This window comes from Nonomuraea typhae (assembly GCF_009760925.1).
Taxonomy (GTDB): Bacteria; Actinomycetota; Actinomycetes; order Streptosporangiales; family Streptosporangiaceae; genus Nonomuraea; species Nonomuraea typhae.
Genome location: NZ_VRLV01000008.1, coordinates 1 through 16,075 on the forward strand (window position 1 = coordinate 1; position 16,075 = coordinate 16,075).

Annotated in this window: 14 protein-coding genes; 6 read left to right on the plus strand and 8 right to left on the minus strand. The window is 72.8% G+C overall.

Annotated features, from left to right (window positions below):
• Both FVE25_RS28720 and FVE25_RS28725 read left to right on the plus strand, forming a co-directional pair.
• Positions 1 to 986 (plus strand): thiamine pyrophosphate-dependent enzyme (locus FVE25_RS28720; protein ID WP_246267586.1); only part of this gene is annotated, 986 nt, incomplete at its 5' end.
• Positions 987 to 992: 6 nt separating this feature from the next.
• Positions 993 to 2,108 carry a glycerate kinase gene (locus FVE25_RS28725; RefSeq protein ID WP_157250225.1) on the plus strand — a complete coding sequence of 372 codons (1,116 nt, stop codon included), beginning with the start codon at positions 993 to 995 and terminating at the stop codon, positions 2,106 to 2,108.
• A gap of 50 nt (positions 2,109 to 2,158) precedes the next feature.
• On the opposite strand, the gene FVE25_RS28730 is transcribed toward FVE25_RS28725, so the two are convergent.
• Genes FVE25_RS28730 through FVE25_RS28740 form a run of 3 tightly spaced genes read right to left on the minus strand, consistent with a single transcriptional unit; the run spans position 2,159 to position 5,261 of the window.
• A complete protein-coding gene (locus FVE25_RS28730; RefSeq protein WP_219825688.1) occupies positions 2,159 to 3,268 on the minus strand; it encodes a serine hydrolase domain-containing protein in 1,110 nt (369 codons plus the stop codon).
• Positions 3,269 to 3,288: 20 nt separating this feature from the next.
• Positions 3,289 to 4,398, minus strand: coding sequence for an o-succinylbenzoate synthase (gene menC, locus FVE25_RS28735; RefSeq protein ID WP_157250226.1), 1,110 nt, complete (start codon positions 4,396 to 4,398; stop codon positions 3,289 to 3,291).
• Entirely contained in the window at positions 4,395 to 5,261 is an 867-nt protein-coding gene (locus tag FVE25_RS28740) for a GNAT family N-acetyltransferase (RefSeq protein WP_157250227.1), read from the minus strand. The genes menC and FVE25_RS28740 overlap by 4 nt, the downstream gene beginning before the upstream one ends.
• Before the next feature lie 92 nt (positions 5,262 to 5,353).
• Here FVE25_RS28740 and FVE25_RS28745 point away from each other — a divergent pair, with 92 nt between their 5' ends.
• Positions 5,354 to 6,946, plus strand: a complete 1,593-nt coding sequence (locus FVE25_RS28745; RefSeq protein WP_157250228.1) for a PucR family transcriptional regulator — start codon at positions 5,354 to 5,356, stop codon at positions 6,944 to 6,946.
• Here the strand turns inward: FVE25_RS28745 and FVE25_RS28750 are convergent.
• Positions 6,911 to 7,903 carry a helix-turn-helix domain-containing protein gene (locus FVE25_RS28750; RefSeq protein WP_157250229.1) on the minus strand — a complete coding sequence of 331 codons (993 nt, stop codon included), beginning with the start codon at positions 7,901 to 7,903 and terminating at the stop codon, positions 6,911 to 6,913. The genes FVE25_RS28745 and FVE25_RS28750 overlap by 36 nt on opposite strands.
• Before the next feature lie 72 nt (positions 7,904 to 7,975).
• On the opposite strand from FVE25_RS28750, the gene FVE25_RS28755 reads away from it, so the two are divergent.
• Complete coding sequence (locus tag FVE25_RS28755) at positions 7,976 to 8,305, plus strand: cupin domain-containing protein (protein ID WP_157250230.1); 330 nt, start codon at positions 7,976 to 7,978, stop codon at positions 8,303 to 8,305.
• Here the strand turns inward: FVE25_RS28755 and FVE25_RS28760 are convergent.
• From FVE25_RS28760 to FVE25_RS28770, 3 genes are read right to left on the minus strand one after another with little or no spacing between them, the layout of a single operon-like run.
• Positions 8,295 to 9,101, minus strand: coding sequence for a class I SAM-dependent methyltransferase (locus FVE25_RS28760; RefSeq protein WP_157250231.1), 807 nt, complete (start codon positions 9,099 to 9,101; stop codon positions 8,295 to 8,297). The genes FVE25_RS28755 and FVE25_RS28760 overlap by 11 nt on opposite strands.
• A complete protein-coding gene (locus FVE25_RS28765) occupies positions 9,098 to 9,598 on the minus strand; it encodes a GbsR/MarR family transcriptional regulator (RefSeq protein WP_219825689.1) in 501 nt (166 codons plus the stop codon). The genes FVE25_RS28760 and FVE25_RS28765 overlap by 4 nt, the downstream gene beginning before the upstream one ends.
• A 45-nt stretch (positions 9,599 to 9,643) precedes the next feature.
• Complete coding sequence (locus FVE25_RS28770) at positions 9,644 to 11,002, minus strand: helix-turn-helix transcriptional regulator (protein ID WP_157250232.1); 1,359 nt, start codon at positions 11,000 to 11,002, stop codon at positions 9,644 to 9,646.
• A gap of 144 nt (positions 11,003 to 11,146) precedes the next feature.
• Here FVE25_RS28770 and FVE25_RS28775 point away from each other — a divergent pair, with 144 nt between their 5' ends.
• Positions 11,147 to 11,848 (plus strand): ABC transporter ATP-binding protein, encoded by a 702-nt coding sequence (locus tag FVE25_RS28775; RefSeq protein ID WP_157250233.1) that lies wholly within the window; start codon positions 11,147 to 11,149, stop codon positions 11,846 to 11,848.
• Positions 11,836 to 12,573: an ABC transporter permease gene (locus tag FVE25_RS28780; protein WP_157250234.1), complete on the plus strand. Its 738-nt coding sequence runs from the start codon at positions 11,836 to 11,838 to the stop codon at positions 12,571 to 12,573. Before FVE25_RS28775 ends, FVE25_RS28780 begins: the two co-directional genes overlap by 13 nt.
• 60 nt (positions 12,574 to 12,633) lie before the next feature.
• Here the strand turns inward: FVE25_RS28780 and FVE25_RS56425 are convergent, their stop codons facing one another.
• Entirely contained in the window at positions 12,634 to 16,050 is a 3,417-nt protein-coding gene (locus FVE25_RS56425) for a WD40 repeat domain-containing serine/threonine-protein kinase (protein ID WP_157250235.1), read from the minus strand.
• Between the last annotated feature and the right edge of the window lie 25 nt (positions 16,051 to 16,075).

Here is a 16,075-nt window from a genome sequence, read left to right on the forward strand (position 1 = left end):
TGGCCGGCCTGCAAACCGCCCACCGCTACGGCAACGCCACCCTGCTGGCCGCCGACTTCGTCCTCGGCATCGGCAACCGCTGGGCCAACCGCCACACCGGCGGCCTGGAGGTCTACCGGCACGGCCGTACCTTCGTCCACATCGACATCGAACCCACCCAGATCGGCCGCGTCTTCGCCCCCGACTACGGCGTCGTCTCCGACGCCAAGGCAGCGCTCGAGAGGCTCGTCGAGGCGGCGCTCGTCGAGATGCCGCCGGACAGGGGCGTGTGGGTGAAGGAGTGCCAGGAGCGCAAGCAAACCCTGCACAGGCGCACGAACTTCGACAGCGTCCCGATCAAGCCGCAGCGCGTCTACCAGGAGATGAACCTCACCTTCGGCAAGGACGTGCGCTACGTCTCGACGATCGGGTTGTCGCAGATCGGCGGCGGGCAGTTCCTGCACGTCTACAAGCCGCGGCACTGGATCAACTGCGGCCAGGCCGGGCCGCTGGGCTGGACCGTCCCGGCGGCGCTCGGCGTGGCGGTGGCCGACCCGGAGTCGACCGTGGTGGCGTTGTCGGGCGACTACGACTTCCAGTTCATGATCGAGGAACTGGCCGTCGGCGCGCACTTCAACATCCCCTACCTCCAGGTGCTGGTCAACAACTCCTACCTCGGCCTGATCCGCCAGGCCCAGCGCGCCTTCGACATGGACTACCAGGTCAGCCTCGCCTTCGACAACGTCAACGCCCCCGAACTCGGCGGCTACGGCGTCGACCACGTCAAAGTCGCCGAGGGCCTGGGCTGCAAGGCCATCCGCGTCCACGACCCGGACAAGATCTCCGCCGCCTTCGAGGAAGCCCAGAAGCTCATGGCCGAATTCCGCGTGCCCGTGGTCGTGGAGGTGATCCTCGAACGCGTCACCAACATCGCGATGGGGGCCGACCTCGACGCGATCACCGAGTTCGAGGAGACCGCCGACGCCGAGATCCTCTCGCGGGGGTGAGCGGCGATGTCCGTACTGATCGCGCCCGACAAGTTCAAGGGCTCGCTGACGGCTCGTGAGGTGACCGAGCACCTGACCGCCGGGCTCACCGGCCGCATGCCCGGCGTTCCGGTCGTCGGGCTGCCGGTCGCCGACGGCGGAGAAGGCACCCTGGAGGCCGCGCTGGCCGCCGGGTTCCGCCAGGTCACCGTGCACGCGGAAGGGCCCACGGGCCGGCCGGTCACCACCTCCTATGCCGAGCGCGACGGCGTGGCGGTGATCGAGCTGGCCGACGTCTCCGGGCTGGGCCGCCTGCCCGGGCCGCCCGCTCCCAGGACCGCCTCCAGCTACGGCACCGGCCAGCTCATCGGGGCCGCGCTGGACGGCGGCTGCCGCCGGATCGTCCTGGGCCTGGGCGGCAGCGCCTGCACCGACGGCGGCGCCGGCATGGCCGAGTCGCTGGGCGCCCAGTTGGTCGGCGTCACCGGGCGAGGCGGCGCCGCGCTGGCGGGCATCGACAGGCTGGACCTGTCCCAGTTGCACCCCCGGCTGGCCGAGGTGGAGATCGACATCGCCATCGACGTGGACAACCCCCTTCTCGGCTCGTACGGCGCAGCCGCCGTCTACGGGCCGCAGAAGGGCGCCACGGAGGGCGACGTCGCCGACCTGGAGAACGCGCTCACCCGGTGGTCGCACAGCGTGGCCGCGGCCACCGGCATCGACGCCGCCTGCGTCCCCGGCGCCGGAGCCGCCGGCGGGGTCGGGTACGCGGCCCTGACCATTCTGCGTGGCCGGCTCCGCTCCGGCATCGACCTCATCCTCGACCTCGTCGGCTTCCCCGCGCACCTGGCGGCGGCCCGGCTGGTCGTCACCGGCGAGGGCTCGCTCGACCACCAGACCGCCCGGGGCAAGGCGCCGGCCGGCGTGGCCGCGAGGGCGGTCGCCGCCGGGAAGCCGGTCGTCGCGGTGGCCGGCCGTTCCCTGCTGCCGCCCGCGGCGATCGACCGGCTCGGCTTCGACCGCGTCTACCCGCTCAGCTCCCTGGAGCCGGACGGGAAGCGTTCGATGCTGCGCGCCGGGCCGCTTCTGGAACTCGTCGGCCGCGCCATCGCCGACGACTGGCTGGCCGGCCCGGTGAGCTGAGCGTCGTGAAGGGCGGGTGGTGACGGGCCGGTCACCGCCCGCCGCAGCGGTCAGCGCAGGTCGCGGAGGAGGTTGCCCATGATGGCCTGAACCTTGTCCGAGTTGAAGGAGTCCGCGCCGATCAGCAGGGTCACGGCCCGCCGGCCGTCCTCGGTGACGGCGTTCCTGAACTTGTGGCCGCTGGCCATGCTGCCGCTGTGTCCCCAGGCGACGAGGCCGGAGCCGAACCGGTAGCCCTCGACGCCCAGGCCGTAGTCCTGGCCGTAGTCATCGGGAATGGTCTGCTTCATCTCGGCGAGCTGGGCCGGGGCCAGCAGTTTCCCGGTCAGCAGCGCCGTCCAGAACGCGGTCGTGTCGGCGCCGGTGGAGATCAGCGCGCCGGACGCGTCGGCCTCCGAGGTGTTCCATTCGGTCTTGTCCACCCACGCCCTGCCGTCCCGCACGTAGCCGCGCAGGTCCGGCTTGGGGATCGTGGTCCGGTCGCCGGGCCAGGAGGTCTCACGCAGCCCGAGGCGCTTGACGATCCGCTGGTCGATCTCGGTGTCGATGCCGCGGCCGGTGACCTTCGCGACGATGAGCCCGGCCAAGTTGTAGTTGGTGTTGGAGTAGGCGAAGCCCGAGGGAGTCCTTTCCGGCGGCGGCAGGGGCAGCGCCTGCTGCACCGTCTGCAGGGGCTCGATGTGGTCCCAGCGGTGCGCCTCCTCGTCCTCCCAGAAGGGCGCGCTCAGGTAGTCGGGCAGGCCGCTGGTGTGCTGCAGGAGCTGCCGGATCGTGATCGTGCGGCCGTCGTAGTGCTCGGTGCGGATGAGGCCGGGCAGGTACTGGTCGACGGTGTCATCGAGCTTGATCTTGCCTTCGCCGACGAGCTGGAGCACGACCGTGGCCGTCCAGGTCTTGGTGTTGCTGCCGATGCGGCTGTGCTCGTTGCCGGTGACCTTGCGGCCCGTCTTGCGGTCGGCGAGGCCGACGCCGCCGGTCCAGACACCGCAGCGCGGGCTTCGGACCGTCACGGTGATCCCCGCGCCGATCTTCTCCAGGGCCTTGAGCGCCGTCTGGATGGGCCTGGTGTCACAGCGCGCCGCCGCGGCCGGCGCGGCGGGCGCCGCCACCAGGGCGGCCGTGACCGCCAGGGCCACGACGGCACTCGTCCTACCTCGCATGATGTCTCCCTTTCACAGTACTAACGCGCGTACAGCGCCCGCGTCGAGACGGAGTAGCGGCGCAGCGCCGCGGGTAGCACGGTCACGCCGCTGCCCGGCCCGTCCGGGACGGGCAGGCTGCCGTTGTCGAGCTCGAACGGCTCGGTGAGGTCCTCGGCGTAGTAGCGGCTGGAGGCCGAGATGTCGTTCGGCAGCACGAAGCCGGGCAGCGCGGCGAGTGCCAGGTTCTGCGCGCGGCCGATGCCGGTCTCGAGCATGCCGCCGCACCAGACGGGTATCCCGTGTGCCGCGCAGACGTCGTGGATGCGCCGGGCCTCGAGGTAGCCGCCGACCCGGCTGGGCTTGACGTTGACGATGCGGCAGGCGCCGAGCGCGATCGCGGTGGCGGCGTCGCGCGCGGAGCGGATCGACTCGTCGAGGCAGATCGGGGTGCGCAGCACCTTCGCGAGCTCGACGTGGCCGCGCAGGTCGTCCGCGTCGAGCGGTTGCTCGATCTGGACGAGTCCGAACTCGTCGAGCCTGCGCAGGTGTCCGGCGTCGGCGAGCGAGTAGGCGGTGTTCGCGTCGGCCTGCAGCACGAGTTCGTCGCCGAACTCGTGGCGGACCGCGCGGACGGGCTCGAGGTCCCAGCCCGGTTCGATCTTGAGCTTGATTCGGACGTAGCCCTCCTCCAGGTAGCCGGAGACCGTCTTCAGCAGGTCCGCGATCGTGTCGGTGATCCCCACGGACACCCCGGCGGGGACGCGGTCGCGCACCGCGCCGAGGTAGGTGGCCAGCGGCATCGCGTGAGCGCGGCACTCGGCGTCGAGGATCGCCGTTTCGAGCAGGGCCTTGGCCATGTGGTGCCCCTTGATCGGGGACAGGGCTTCGGCGATCCGGGCGGCGCTCGGCCGGTGCAGCGCGACGACCCTCGGCACGAGGTGATCGAGCAGGACGCGTTCGGCGCCGGCGGCGAACTCCGGGCTGTACACCGGCCCGGGGTCGCCGCCGAACTCCGCCCAGCCCTCGGCGGCGTCCGTCACCACGCGCAGCAGGAAGGTGTGCCGTGCGGTGTCGGTTCCGCACGAGGTCCGGAACGGGCGGACGAGGGGCAGGCGGACCTCGACGAGTTCGATGAGCTCGATCTTCACGGCTGTTCCTTCCTGGTCAGCTGGTACCAGCCGGACCTGCTGAACCCGGTCGCGGTGAAGCCGGCCTCGAACGCCGGCCGCAGGACGTCGCGCACGGCCGCCCGCCACCGGGCGGCGAGCGGCCGGTCCAGGCGGCGCGTCGTGACGATGTCCAGGGGGACCCGGCACCAGTGCCCGTCCTCGTCGCGAGCGCTGTACGGCAGGCCGTCCGGCGCGAGCCGCGGGTCGACGACGGCGTGGTCCAGGTCGGGCCCGGCCAGGCGGGAGGGACGGGGATCGGACAGCGGCCAGACGGCGGTGAGCCGGTCGGTCTCGTCGTGCCTGTTGATGCCGTCGTCGACCCGGCCGTAGAAGTCCACCGCGTACTCGGTGGCGCGCGCGCCGAGCTTGGCCAGGTTGAAGTGGGCGTTGCGGCTCACCAGCGGGTCGAAGGTCCAGATCATGGAGGTCGCGCCGTGTTCGAGGGCCCAGGCCCGCTGCGCGTGCTTGAGCGCGTAGCCGACGCCCTGGTCGCTGGCGCGGGCCGCCGCGATCATCGAGTAGACGCCGAGGGAGGCCGGTGAGCAGAAGACGAGCGCGGATGCGGCGGCCACGCCGTACTCATCGCTCGCGTAGTGCACGGCGCCTCCCGCGTGCACGAAGGCGCGCAGCACATCGGGGGTGAACGGGGACTGGGAGTCGGGGGTCTGCCACACCGTGGCGAGGAATCGGGATATCGGCTCGAGCGTGGAGGGGCCCTCGGCCAGCCGGATCCGGACACCTGCTCGGGTCGCGGCGCGCGTGGCGGTCTCGGTCGCACTCACCTCGGTCGAGGGGGGTGCGGTCCCGAGGGCCTCCCACGGCACGCTTGCTGGAACGTGCATGCTGTTAGCGTCGCGTCCGTCCTGGTCGTCCGCATTCGGCGCCCGTCCAGAGATTCCGCGCATGCTTTGTACGGCCGGCCAAAGGAGTGAGGATGCTCGCTAACGGGGTACCCGATCTCGGACAAGTCCTCGACGCGTTGGGCACGTCCCTGCTGCGGCCGTTGACGGTGCCGCCGGACAGGGCGGTACCGGTTTCGGGCGTGCTCATCTTCGAACCGCGTGCCCCGCTGCCGCCGGTCAGGGACGCGATCCTGCTCGCCGTCGGCGTGGGGACGACCGGCCCGCAGGCGAAGGAGCTCATCGGCGCGGCTAGCGAGGCCGGGTACGCCTGCCTGGTGGTGAAGAGCTTCGGCGAGCCGGTTACCGACCTGGTCGAAGCCGCGCAGCGCTCCGGGCTCGTGTTGCTGGCCGCCGACGAGGCCGTGGCCTGGCACCACCTGGACGCCATGATCTCCTCGGCGCTGGCCTCCACCGCGCGGTCCGCGGGCGACCCGGCCGTCGGCGACCTTTTCGCGCTGGCCAACGCGATCGCGGGGATGGTCGGCGGCGCCACGGTGATCGAGGATCCGCGCCGGCGCATCCTCGCGTACTCGACGCTGCCGGGCCAGGCCATCGACGAGGGCCGCCGCCAGGGCATCCTCGGTCTCCAGGTGCCGGACGGCCCGGACTACGACGAGCAGTACCGCGCGCTCGTCCGGGACAGGCGCGTCTGCCGGTTCGCCGCCGTTCCCGGCGGCCTTCCCCGTCTCGGTGTCGCGGTCCGCGCGGGCAGCGAGGAACTGGGTTCGATCTGGGTCGTCGACGACGGCCTGGACGCCGCCGCGGAGCAGGCTCTGGCCGATGTTACGGACACCGTCTCGCTGCACCTGCTCGCGGCCCGTGCCGCGGTGGACGCCGTCCGGCGCAGGCGGGCCGGCCTGTTGCGGCGCCTGCTGGCCGATCCGAGCAGTGTCACCGCGGTGGCGCCGCAGCTCGGCCTGGACCCGGAGTCGCCGGTCGCGGTGGCCGCGTTCGCGGTCGCTTCGAGCACGGCCGACGACGTCCTGGCGGCGCACGCGGTCACCCGCCTCGCCGACCTGGTGAGCCTGCACTGCGAGGCGCATTACGGCAGGCACGGCTGCGCGCTGATCGACGGAACGGTCTACGCGCTGCTGCCCAGCGGGGCCGCGCCGTACGCGCATCGCGAGCTCGTCGCCGACATCGCCCAGCGTGCTCACGGCGCGCTGCGGGTGCCCGTCCAGGCCGGGCTCGGCTCGCTCGTCCCGGGGCTGCGCTCGATCGCGAGCTCGCGCGCCGACGCGGATCTCGTCCTGCGCGCGCTCACCGATCGCCCGGGCGGCCGGGAACCGTGCCAGGTGGCCACGATCGACGAGGTGTGGGCCGGTGCGACGCTGTCCGCGCTGGCCCAGACCCTGGCCGCGAACGACGTGCCGCCCCGCAGGCTCGGGCCGGCGATCCGCGCCTACGACCTCGAGCACGGCACCACGTACGCCTCCACCATCCTCGCCTACCTGGACGCCAACAACGACGTGGCAGCGGCCTCCCACCGGCTGTCCGTGCATCCGAACACGATCAGATACCGGCTTTCCCGGGCCGAGGAGATCTTCGGCTTCGATCTCGCCGACCCGGACGAGCGGCTGGTGCTGTGGCTACGCCTCCGCCTCGGGGACCAGCTCGGCTGGTGAGCCGGGCCGTACCTGACCGAAGGAGCGGCGATAGGCGGCCGGGGTGGTGCGCACCAGGGCGTGGAAACGTCGGCGGAGGTTGGCGGCCGACGACAGGCCGACCCTGGCCGCGATCGCCTCCACGGGCAGGTCGGTCTGCTCCAGCAGGGCACGGGCCGCGGCCACGCGCTGCTGCAGCAGCCATCTGCCGGGCCCGACGCCGAGCTGGCCGGTGAAGTGGCGGGCGAGCGTGCGCGCGGAGACCCCGGCCCGCGCGGCCAGGTCGTCGACGGTGAGCGGCTCGTGCAGCCGGGTGAGGGCCCAGTCGAGGACGGGACCCAGCGTGCGCACCGGTCGTGCGGCCGCGGGCGCGGCGGCGTACTGCAGCTGCCCGCCCTCGCGGTGGGGCGGCATGACCATGTGCCGGGCGACCTGCTCGGCGTAGGCGGCGCCGTGGTCGGTCCTGACCAGGTGCAGGCACAGGTCGATGCCGGCCGCGGTGCCGGCGCTGGTGGCGACGTCGCCCAGATCGACGTAGAGGGTGTCGGGCTCGACCCGGACCTTGGGGAACCAGGCGGCGAGGTCGGCGGCCATCCGCCAGTGGGTGGTCGCCCGGCGGTGATCCAGCAGCCCGGCCCGCGCCAGGAGGAAGGCTCCGGAGCAGATCGCCACGATCCGGGCGCCACGCCGATGGGCCCGCTGAAGGGCGTCGATCACCGCGGGTACGGCCGGCAGCTCGCGACGTTGCCAGCCGGGGACCACCACCGTGTCGGCGTCCTCCAGGGCGGCCGGCCCCTGGCTCACCGCCATGTCGTAGCCCGCCAGCGTCGGCACGGCGCCGGGCCGCTCGGCGCAGACGCCGAATGTGTAGCGGGCGGGCAGTCCCGGCCGGCTCATGCCGAAGACCTCCGCGGCGCACGCCAGCTCGAACGTGGACTGCGGCGCCAGGACCAGGGCCACCACCCGATGAACCGTCATGACAGAAAAGTACCTGCAGGCGTCATTTCAGACACTGGGCAGGCGATCTGCCAGGCCAGGAGTATGTCCGGTATGACGAGAGAGCCGAGTGATGTCCAGATCCTGAACGTTGACGAGGTCGAACCGGTGGAGGTCGTCCCCGGGATCGTACGGCGGCGCCTGCCGGCCACCCCGTGGGCACGCGGGTGGATGTACGACTTCGCCCCTGGCGCCGAGTGGCCGGAGGAGGACGTGCACGAGTCGGAGGAGCGCTACTACGTGGTGTCGGGTGAGTTCATCGACCGCGGGGAGCGTCTCGGCCCGGGCAGCTACGTGGTGTTCGCGCCGGGCAGCCGGCACCGCCCGCGCACCGAGACCGGCGCCCGCATGCTCGGCATCACCATCCTCGCCCCTAGAACGTGAACCGGTAGTCCACGGACGCGTTCCGCAGCGCCGGCACCAGGTGCATGAGCTGGTAGACGATCCGGTAGCGGCGTACCGGGATGCGGTGGCGGTGGGTGGTGATGGGCACCTGTTCCGCGCAGGTGAGACGGGGGTTCATGCGCTCGACGTCCCGCCCATTGCGCGGCGACCACGCGAACACCTTGATCATCCGGCCGATCCACGGCGCCAGGCCGTCGAAGATCAGCTCACCGGACGGGAACCGGCCGGTCAGCCGTAGCAGCAGACGCCGCACCTCGGCCGGAGCCAGGTACGGGAGCAGCCCCTCGGCGATGATCAGCACGGGCCGGTCGGCGGGGATCTCCGTCAGCCAGTCGTCGTCGGTGACCGAGGCGCCGATCATCCGGTACCGCCCCCGCTCCGGGTAGACGCGGCGGCGCAGCTCGATGACATGGGGCATGTCGACGTCGAACCAGCGCACGTCGCCCTGCGGGTCGAGGCGGAGCATCCGGCTGTCCAGGCCGCAGCCCAGGTGCAGCACGGTCGCGTCGGGGTGACGGGACAGGAAGGCGGCGCTCCAGTCGTCGAGCTGCCGGGCCCGCAGCCCCACCAGGAACTGGTTGCTCTCGGGCCGGACCCGCCGCTTCAGCTTGGCGAAGTCGTAGTCGATGCGCTCGACGGCCGCGGCCGCGTAACGGTCGCCGAGGATCGGCCGCGACAGGCGGCTCTCCCAGGCCCGCAGGTAGAGGGTGCCGAGGAGCGTCCAGGTGACGCCGTCGTCGGGGATGGCGGTGAAGTCGACCTTGCCCGCGTTCATGTCTCGCGCTCCTCTCGTGGTGGCGCCGCGTCGCGATGGTCGAGCCAGCGCTGGAGGAACCCCTCCACGTCCCGCACCGTGAAGGCGAAGAACTCCCGCGTTTCCTCCAGCCGGGCCCGCTGCTCGGGACGGTCCTCGCCGATGACGGACAGCCCGAAGTCCAGCGCGTCCAGGCTCTGCCGCAACCCGGCGAACTGCACCCGCAGGGCGTGCGCCCACCCGCCGCCGACCACGCGGTAGCGGTGCTCGCGGTTCGGCGTGGGCGCGCGCTCGATCATCCCGGCCGCCTCCAGCTGCCGGGCGACCGTGCTGACCGCGGTCTTGCTGACGCCGAGGTCGGCCGCCAGATCGGTGAGCGACTGGTGGGGCGGGTCGCAGATCATGAGCCAGGCGTAGAGGCGGCCCATCGTCCGCGTCCCGCCCAGCCGCTCCATGACCAGGCCCATCCGGTCGACGAATTCACTTTCCCGCGGCTCCACCAGCGTCAACCTCGTCACGTTCGTAAAGTTTGTACTTTACGAACGCTACGCCCGGAACATTCCTCAAGCAAGCCCGTGCCGGTAGGCGTAGGCGACGGCCTGAGCCCGATCCCGCAGACCGGCCTTGGCGAACAGGTTGTTGATGTGCGTCTTGACCGTGGCCGCCGAGATGAACAGCACACCGGCGATCTCCGCGTTCGACCGGCCCGCCGCGATCAGGCGCAGCACCTCCACCTCACGCGGGGTCAGCCCGTCGGGCAGATCACCGGACCGGCGCCCCCGGCGGGCCACCTCCCGGGCCAGCCGCCGCTGCACATCGGGATCGAAGTACGCCTGCCCGCCGGAGACGATGGCAATGGCCCTGGCCAGCGTCTCGGCGTCGGTGTCCTTGGTCAGGTAGCCGCAGGCCCCGGCGCCCAGGGCGGCGAACACGGACTCGTCGTCGGAGTAGGTCGTCAGCACCACCACCTGGATGCCCGGGTGGGCGGCGCGGATCCTGCGGGTCGCCTCCACGCGGACCTCGAGCTCGCACCAGCCGCCGGAGCAGCGCAACACGACCGTCACCGCCGCGCCCGGCGCGTGCTTGCGGACGTTCGTCAGCGACTCCTGCGCCGTGCGTACCACCGCCAGTCGGGCACCGGCCGGCAGATCACCCAGCTCTCCCCCGATCACGACCGCGCACGGCCCGCCTCCGGCCGAGCGGTGTTCCACGGCCAGTCGCCGCAAGCGCTCCGGCAGATGGATGTCCTCGTCCCGCAACGCGTCCACGGCCCGCTTGGTCTCCTCCAGGCCGCTGCGCGCCAGCCGTACCGCACGATTGACCCGATCCAGCCCGGCCTGCACGTCACCGCGCTCCAGGAGCAGCCGCGCACCCTCGAGATGGACGATCTGCGCGGACTGCGCATGAGCCAGGATGTCGTGAATCTCCCTGGCCAGATGGGTGCGCTCGGCCTGAGCCGCCTCACGGACGCGCAGCCCGGCCAGTTCTCTGCTCAGAGTGATCTGGCGCAGCAGGTAGGCCAGGATGCTGGCGTAGACGGTCCCAATCGTGAAGCCGATCAACGCCGGGACGGGCACCCGGACCGCGAGGGACACCAGAGTGATCCCGGCGATGTCGGCGGCCACGAGCGCCGCCGCCCACCTCACCGGCAGCCGGTACGGCGCGGCGAAAGCGATCACGAAGAGGGCCGAAAAGCCCGTGTACGGCGCCACGGCGTGCAGCCCCAGGCCGCCGGCCAGGCCCACCATCAGGAGATAGCCGGGACCGCGGAACACCGCCCCGCGTACGCACGCGGCGAAGGTGACCGCGGCCAACAGGAACACCCCGGCGCCCCCGGCCCAGCCCAGCCTCGGCCACGCGACCGCCACCGCGAACACCGACCCGTAGAGCAGGTACGCCACCACCAGCGCACGAAGGATCACGGGGACGACAGGATGCCGCACGAGGGACACACCGGTCACGGTAACCACGCCCCACGGTCCGGACCATCCACCCAGCGGTGGAGATCGTCATGTCCACCCGCGCGGCCATGAAACTCCCACCCGGCCGCGGCCAGGCTCGGCGGCATGACAGCAGCGATCACCGTCACCGGCCTGAGCAAGTCGTTCGGCGCGCTCCGCGCGGTCGACGACGTCTCGTTCAGCGTCGAACCGGGCAAGGTCACCGCCTTCCTCGGTCCCAACGGCGCAGGCAAGACGACGACCCTGAGAATGATCCTCGGCCTGGTCTCCCCCACCTCGGGCACCGCCCTCATCGGCCGCACGCCGTACCCGCGGCTCCCCAACCCCATCACCCAGGTAGGCGCCGTCCTGGAGACGGCCGCCTTCCACCCCGGCCTGTCCGCCCGCGCGCACCTGGACGTGCTGCGCACCGCCGCCCGTCTGGCGCCCTCCCGCGTGGCCGAGGTGCTGGAACAGGCCGACCTGACCGGCGCGGCCGACCAGCGGGTCGGCAGGTTCTCCCTCGGCATGCGCCAGCGGCTGGCGATCGCCTGCGCGCTGCTCGGCGACCCCGGGACCCTCGTGCTCGACGAACCCGCCAACGGCCTGGATCCCCAGGGCATCCACTGGCTGCGCGAGTTCCTGCGCGCCCACGCCCGAGAGGGCCGCGCCGTGCTGGTGTCCACGCACGTGCTGGCCGAGATCGAGCGCATCGCCGACCACGCCCTGATCCTCTCCGCCGGTCGGCTGGTACGGCGGGCGGACCTCACCCCGGGCGCCGCCGGCCTGGAAGACGTCTACCTGGAGGCGACCCGATGCTCGCGCTGATCCGCGCCGAACTGGTCAAGGCCCGTGCCGGCCGTACCGCCCTGGCCCTCGCCGCCGTCGCGCCGGTCACGGCGGTGGCGTGGACGGTGCTGCAGGCCCTCGTCTTCGACCGCCTCAGCACCCTCTCCGAGACCGCCCGCGTGGAGAACGTCTACGCCATGGCCCAGCAGGCGTACGTGTTCACGCTGATCCTCGGGGTGCTGGCCATGACCGGCGAACACCGGCACCAGACCATCACCTGGACCTTCCTCGTCACCCCGGTCCGGAGCCGCGTGGTGAACGCCAAGCTGGTGGCCTGGGGCCTCGTCGGGCTGGCCGTCGCCTGCGTGTCGGCGCTGGCCACCCTGGTGGCGGGGGCGATCCTGCTGGCGGTGCGCGGGCTGCCGCCACTGACCGGAGGCGTCCCATCCGCGCTGGCCGGGGCCGTACTGGCCATGACCGGGTACGCGCTGCTCGGCGTGGCCCTCGGCGCCCTCCTCCGCAACCAGGCGGCGGCGCTGATCGTGGCCCTTCTGTGGTTCTTGTACGGGGACTACCTGGTCACGTCCCTGGCCCCCGGCGTCGGCCGGTGGCTGCCCGCAGGCGCGGCCCGCGCCCTGAGCGGCACGCAGGTGACCTCCGGCCCGCTGCTGCCACCCTGGGCCGGTGGCCTGCTGTTCGCCGCCTACGTCACCGCCGTCGTCCTCACCGCCCGCCTGGTCACCTTGCGCCGCGACATCACGTGAGAAGACCTTGCAGGTTCGGGGGTTCGGGCGGCTACGGCGCGCCGTACCCGTAGCGCCCGGTCACCTTCCGCACACGGTCCGGTACGGCAGGCTCGGCACGTAGGCGGCCCATTCGGCCTCGGTGAGCGAGCGGCCCGCCCTCGCGCACACCCGGCGCGACACCGTGGCCGGGTCCATCGGGTACTCGGCCAGTTTCTCGTCGGCGAGCACCAGCAGCCGGCCTCCGGAGAAGCCGGCCTGGCTGATCGAGGGGTCGGTGATGGTGGTGAGCGGGATTCCTGAGGCGACGTCGTAGACCCGTGCCCCGTCGACGTCCACGGCCGCGACGAGGGCGCCGTCCGGGGAGAAGGTCAGCTGCGTCTGGGCGGGCAGGTCGCGCAGCGGGGCCGAGGACGGCTCGGGGGTGCCTCGGCGCCAGAACGCCATCCTGGCCGAGCCGTCGGGCCAGCCGAAGACGGTGCCGTCCGTGGAGAAGCTCAGGCCCCGCACCCCCTTCCCGAGGGGCTGGGTGGCGGCCGGGCGTCCGGTGGCCGCGTCCAGGAAGCCGTCGCCGGTGAACAGGTGGCGTCCGTCCGGGGTGAAGGCGAGTTCGGCGGTCATGGTGGACGGGACCTGCCAGATCCGCCTGCCGGCCAGGTCCGCCAGGCGGATGTAGGTCTGGGCGGAGACGGCCAGCCGGGCGCCGTCCGGGCTGAAGGCCACGGCCTGGGGCGCCTCGTCGCCCAGCGGCAGTTCGGCCAGCCGTCTGCCGGTCGTGGTGTCGTGGACGGTGACCGCGGTGTCGCCGCCCGTCGCGATGGCCGAGCCTGTCGCGTTGAAGGCGCGCGGGTAGACCGTGTCCTCGGGGAGGGTGATCGTCTTGCCCGTCGTGAGGTTGCGGACTGTACGGCCGGCCAGCAGGCGGGTGCCGTCCGAACTGAGCAACTGGGCACCCTGGCCTTGGCGCGGCCACGGGTCGAGCCCGGAGCTGACCACGGTGTCGCCGGCGAGGTAGCTCACGTCATGGCCGGCCGGGTCGAAGGCCAGATCGGCGGCGCCGGGCACGACGGGTTCGTTGAGGATCATCGTGGCGTCGCCGGTCCGCCACACCTGCAGCCCGTTGTCGCCCAGCGCGGCGACCAGGTCCCCGCTCCAGGAGAGGGCGCCGCCCTTCCAGCCGGACAGGCTGCGGTCGGACTCCTTGCCCGAGCCGGCGATCAGCCGCTCGATCTCCTGCTCCGGCCCGGGAACGGCGAGCTTCGTGCCGTCGGGGCTCAGCGCGAAGTTCTGGCAGGTGCGCGGGCAGGGCCGGATCCTCTTCTCCCGCCCGCGGGGCAGCGGCCGGCGGCGCAGGACGTCGCCCATCAGCGTGTACCAGGCCGTCTTTCCGTCGGGCGTCACCTCCAGGTCGCCGCCGAGCGTGGACACCTGCGTCTTGGCTCCCGTCCGGGTGTTCCAGAACGTGGCGCCCTGCCCCATCCGGACCACCACCACGTCCTCCGACGCGCTGTAGGACAACGCGAAGTCGTAGTCGGCCGCACCTTCGAAGAGGCGGTAGCGGGGGCGGAGCGCGGCGCCGGTGGCCGTGTCCCACAGCCGGACCCCCTCCCGGCCGGTGGCGAGCGCGAGCGTACGGCCGGACGGGCTGGCCGCCATCCCGATGACGTCGCCGCCCTGGTGCCGGAAGGCGGCCGTCCTGCGTCCGGTGCGCGTGTCCCACACCCGCACCTCGCCGTCGGAGGCGCTGAACAATCGCCGGCCGTCCGCGCTGAGCGCCCTGACCGCGACGGCGGCCGGGTCGGTGAACGACCGGGTGGCCGCCGAGGTGAGGCCGTGCTGCATCGCCGCCGTGGCCTGCGGCGTGGCGGCGATGTCGTGCGCGGCCACGCTGAGCAGCATGCCCAGCACCGGGTCCCTGAGCCGGACCGAGTCGGCCAGCGCCGCCAGCTGCCTGGATTCGGCCAGGTCCCGCTGCTCGGCCACCCGCCCGCTCTGATAGACGGCGACGCCGCCCCCCGCGAGCGCCAGCGCCAGCATGCCGGCCAGCGCCACCGACAGGACCCTGACCCTGCGTCCCCTCCGCCTGGCCAGCGCGGCGCCCGCCTCCAGGAAGTCGCGCTCGGCCGGGGTGAGCGTGATGTGCCTGCGGCCGGTCGCCGCCCACCGCTGCGCGGTGTCCAGGGTGCTGCCGTGCAGCAGGTCGGCGTCCCTGCGCCCGCCACCGGCCCAGCTCGTGGCGGCGGCGGCGATCCGCTGATAGAGCGCCAGGCCGTCCCGGTCGGCCTGGATCCACGCCCGCAGCCGGGGCCAGGCCAGCGGCAGGGCGGGACGCAGCAGGCGCACCGGATCGCCGGCGGACACCAGGTAGGCGAACGCCTGAAGGACGGGGCCCATCCCCGCGGGCAGCTGGGTGCGGGCGGCCTGCCGTACGGCCAGGTCGCCCGTGTCGGTGACGGTCACCAGGCGCAGGAACAGCTCGGGGACCAGCTCCCGCTCCGCGGGGCCGAGCGCGGCGTAGGCGTCCTCGGCGAGCGTGCTGAGCGCGGGGTCGCGAGCGAACGGGCGGTGATGGTCATGAGCGCCCCGGCCGGCAGCGTGACCGTGCGACGCCGTTCTCCGGACCGAACCAGCCGGACCGGCCGAACCGACCGCGTCCACAGGGCCGGTTCCGTCCGCGGTGCCGGCGCCCTGCGCCAGCAGGCGGGCCGTGTCCAGGCCGTCCCCGCTGACCAGCCCGAGCAGCAGCTCCCTCGCCGTGGGCCGCTCCCCCGGGTCCTTGGCCAGCGCCGCGCCCACCAGCTCCCGCAGCGGCTCCGGCAGCACCGACAGGTCCGGCTCGTGGGAAAGGACGCGGTGCATGACCGCGCCCAGCCAGTCGGCCCGGAACGGATCCTGCCCGGTCGCGGCGAACAGCACGGTCGCGCCCCACGCGAACACGTCGGCCGCCGTCCTGGCCCGCTCGCCCGAGAACACCTCCGGGGCCATGTAACTGGGCGTACCGGCCAGCACCTGGGCCGAGGTGAGGGACATCTCCAGCGTGCGAGCCACGCCGAAGTCGATGACCCGCGGCCCGTCCGGGCCGAGCAGCACGTTGTCCGGCTTGAGGTCGCGATGGACGACGCCCGCGTCGTGGATGGCGGTCAGCGCGGTGGCCATGGCGGTGGCCAGCCGGTGCAGGTCGTCGCCGGCGAACACCCGCGCGGCCTGCCGCAGGCTCGGCCCTTCGACGTACTCCGAGACGATGTACGGCCGAGGGCCGTCCAGGTCGGCGTCGAGGACCCGGGCGGTGCAGAAGGGCGGAACCCGGCGGGCCGCGGCGGCCTCCCTGGCCAGGCGCGGCTGGGCCGAGGGGTCGCCGCGGAACACCTTGATCGCGACGCGGTCCCCCTTCTCGTCGTAGCCCTCGTAGACGACTCCCTGGCCGCCTTCCCCGACCCGGCCGGCCAGCCAGTAGCCGCCCAGTCGCTCTGGGTCTCCGTCGATCAGCGCATCCGCCATGGGTTGTTGGATGCTGTCCCGGGCC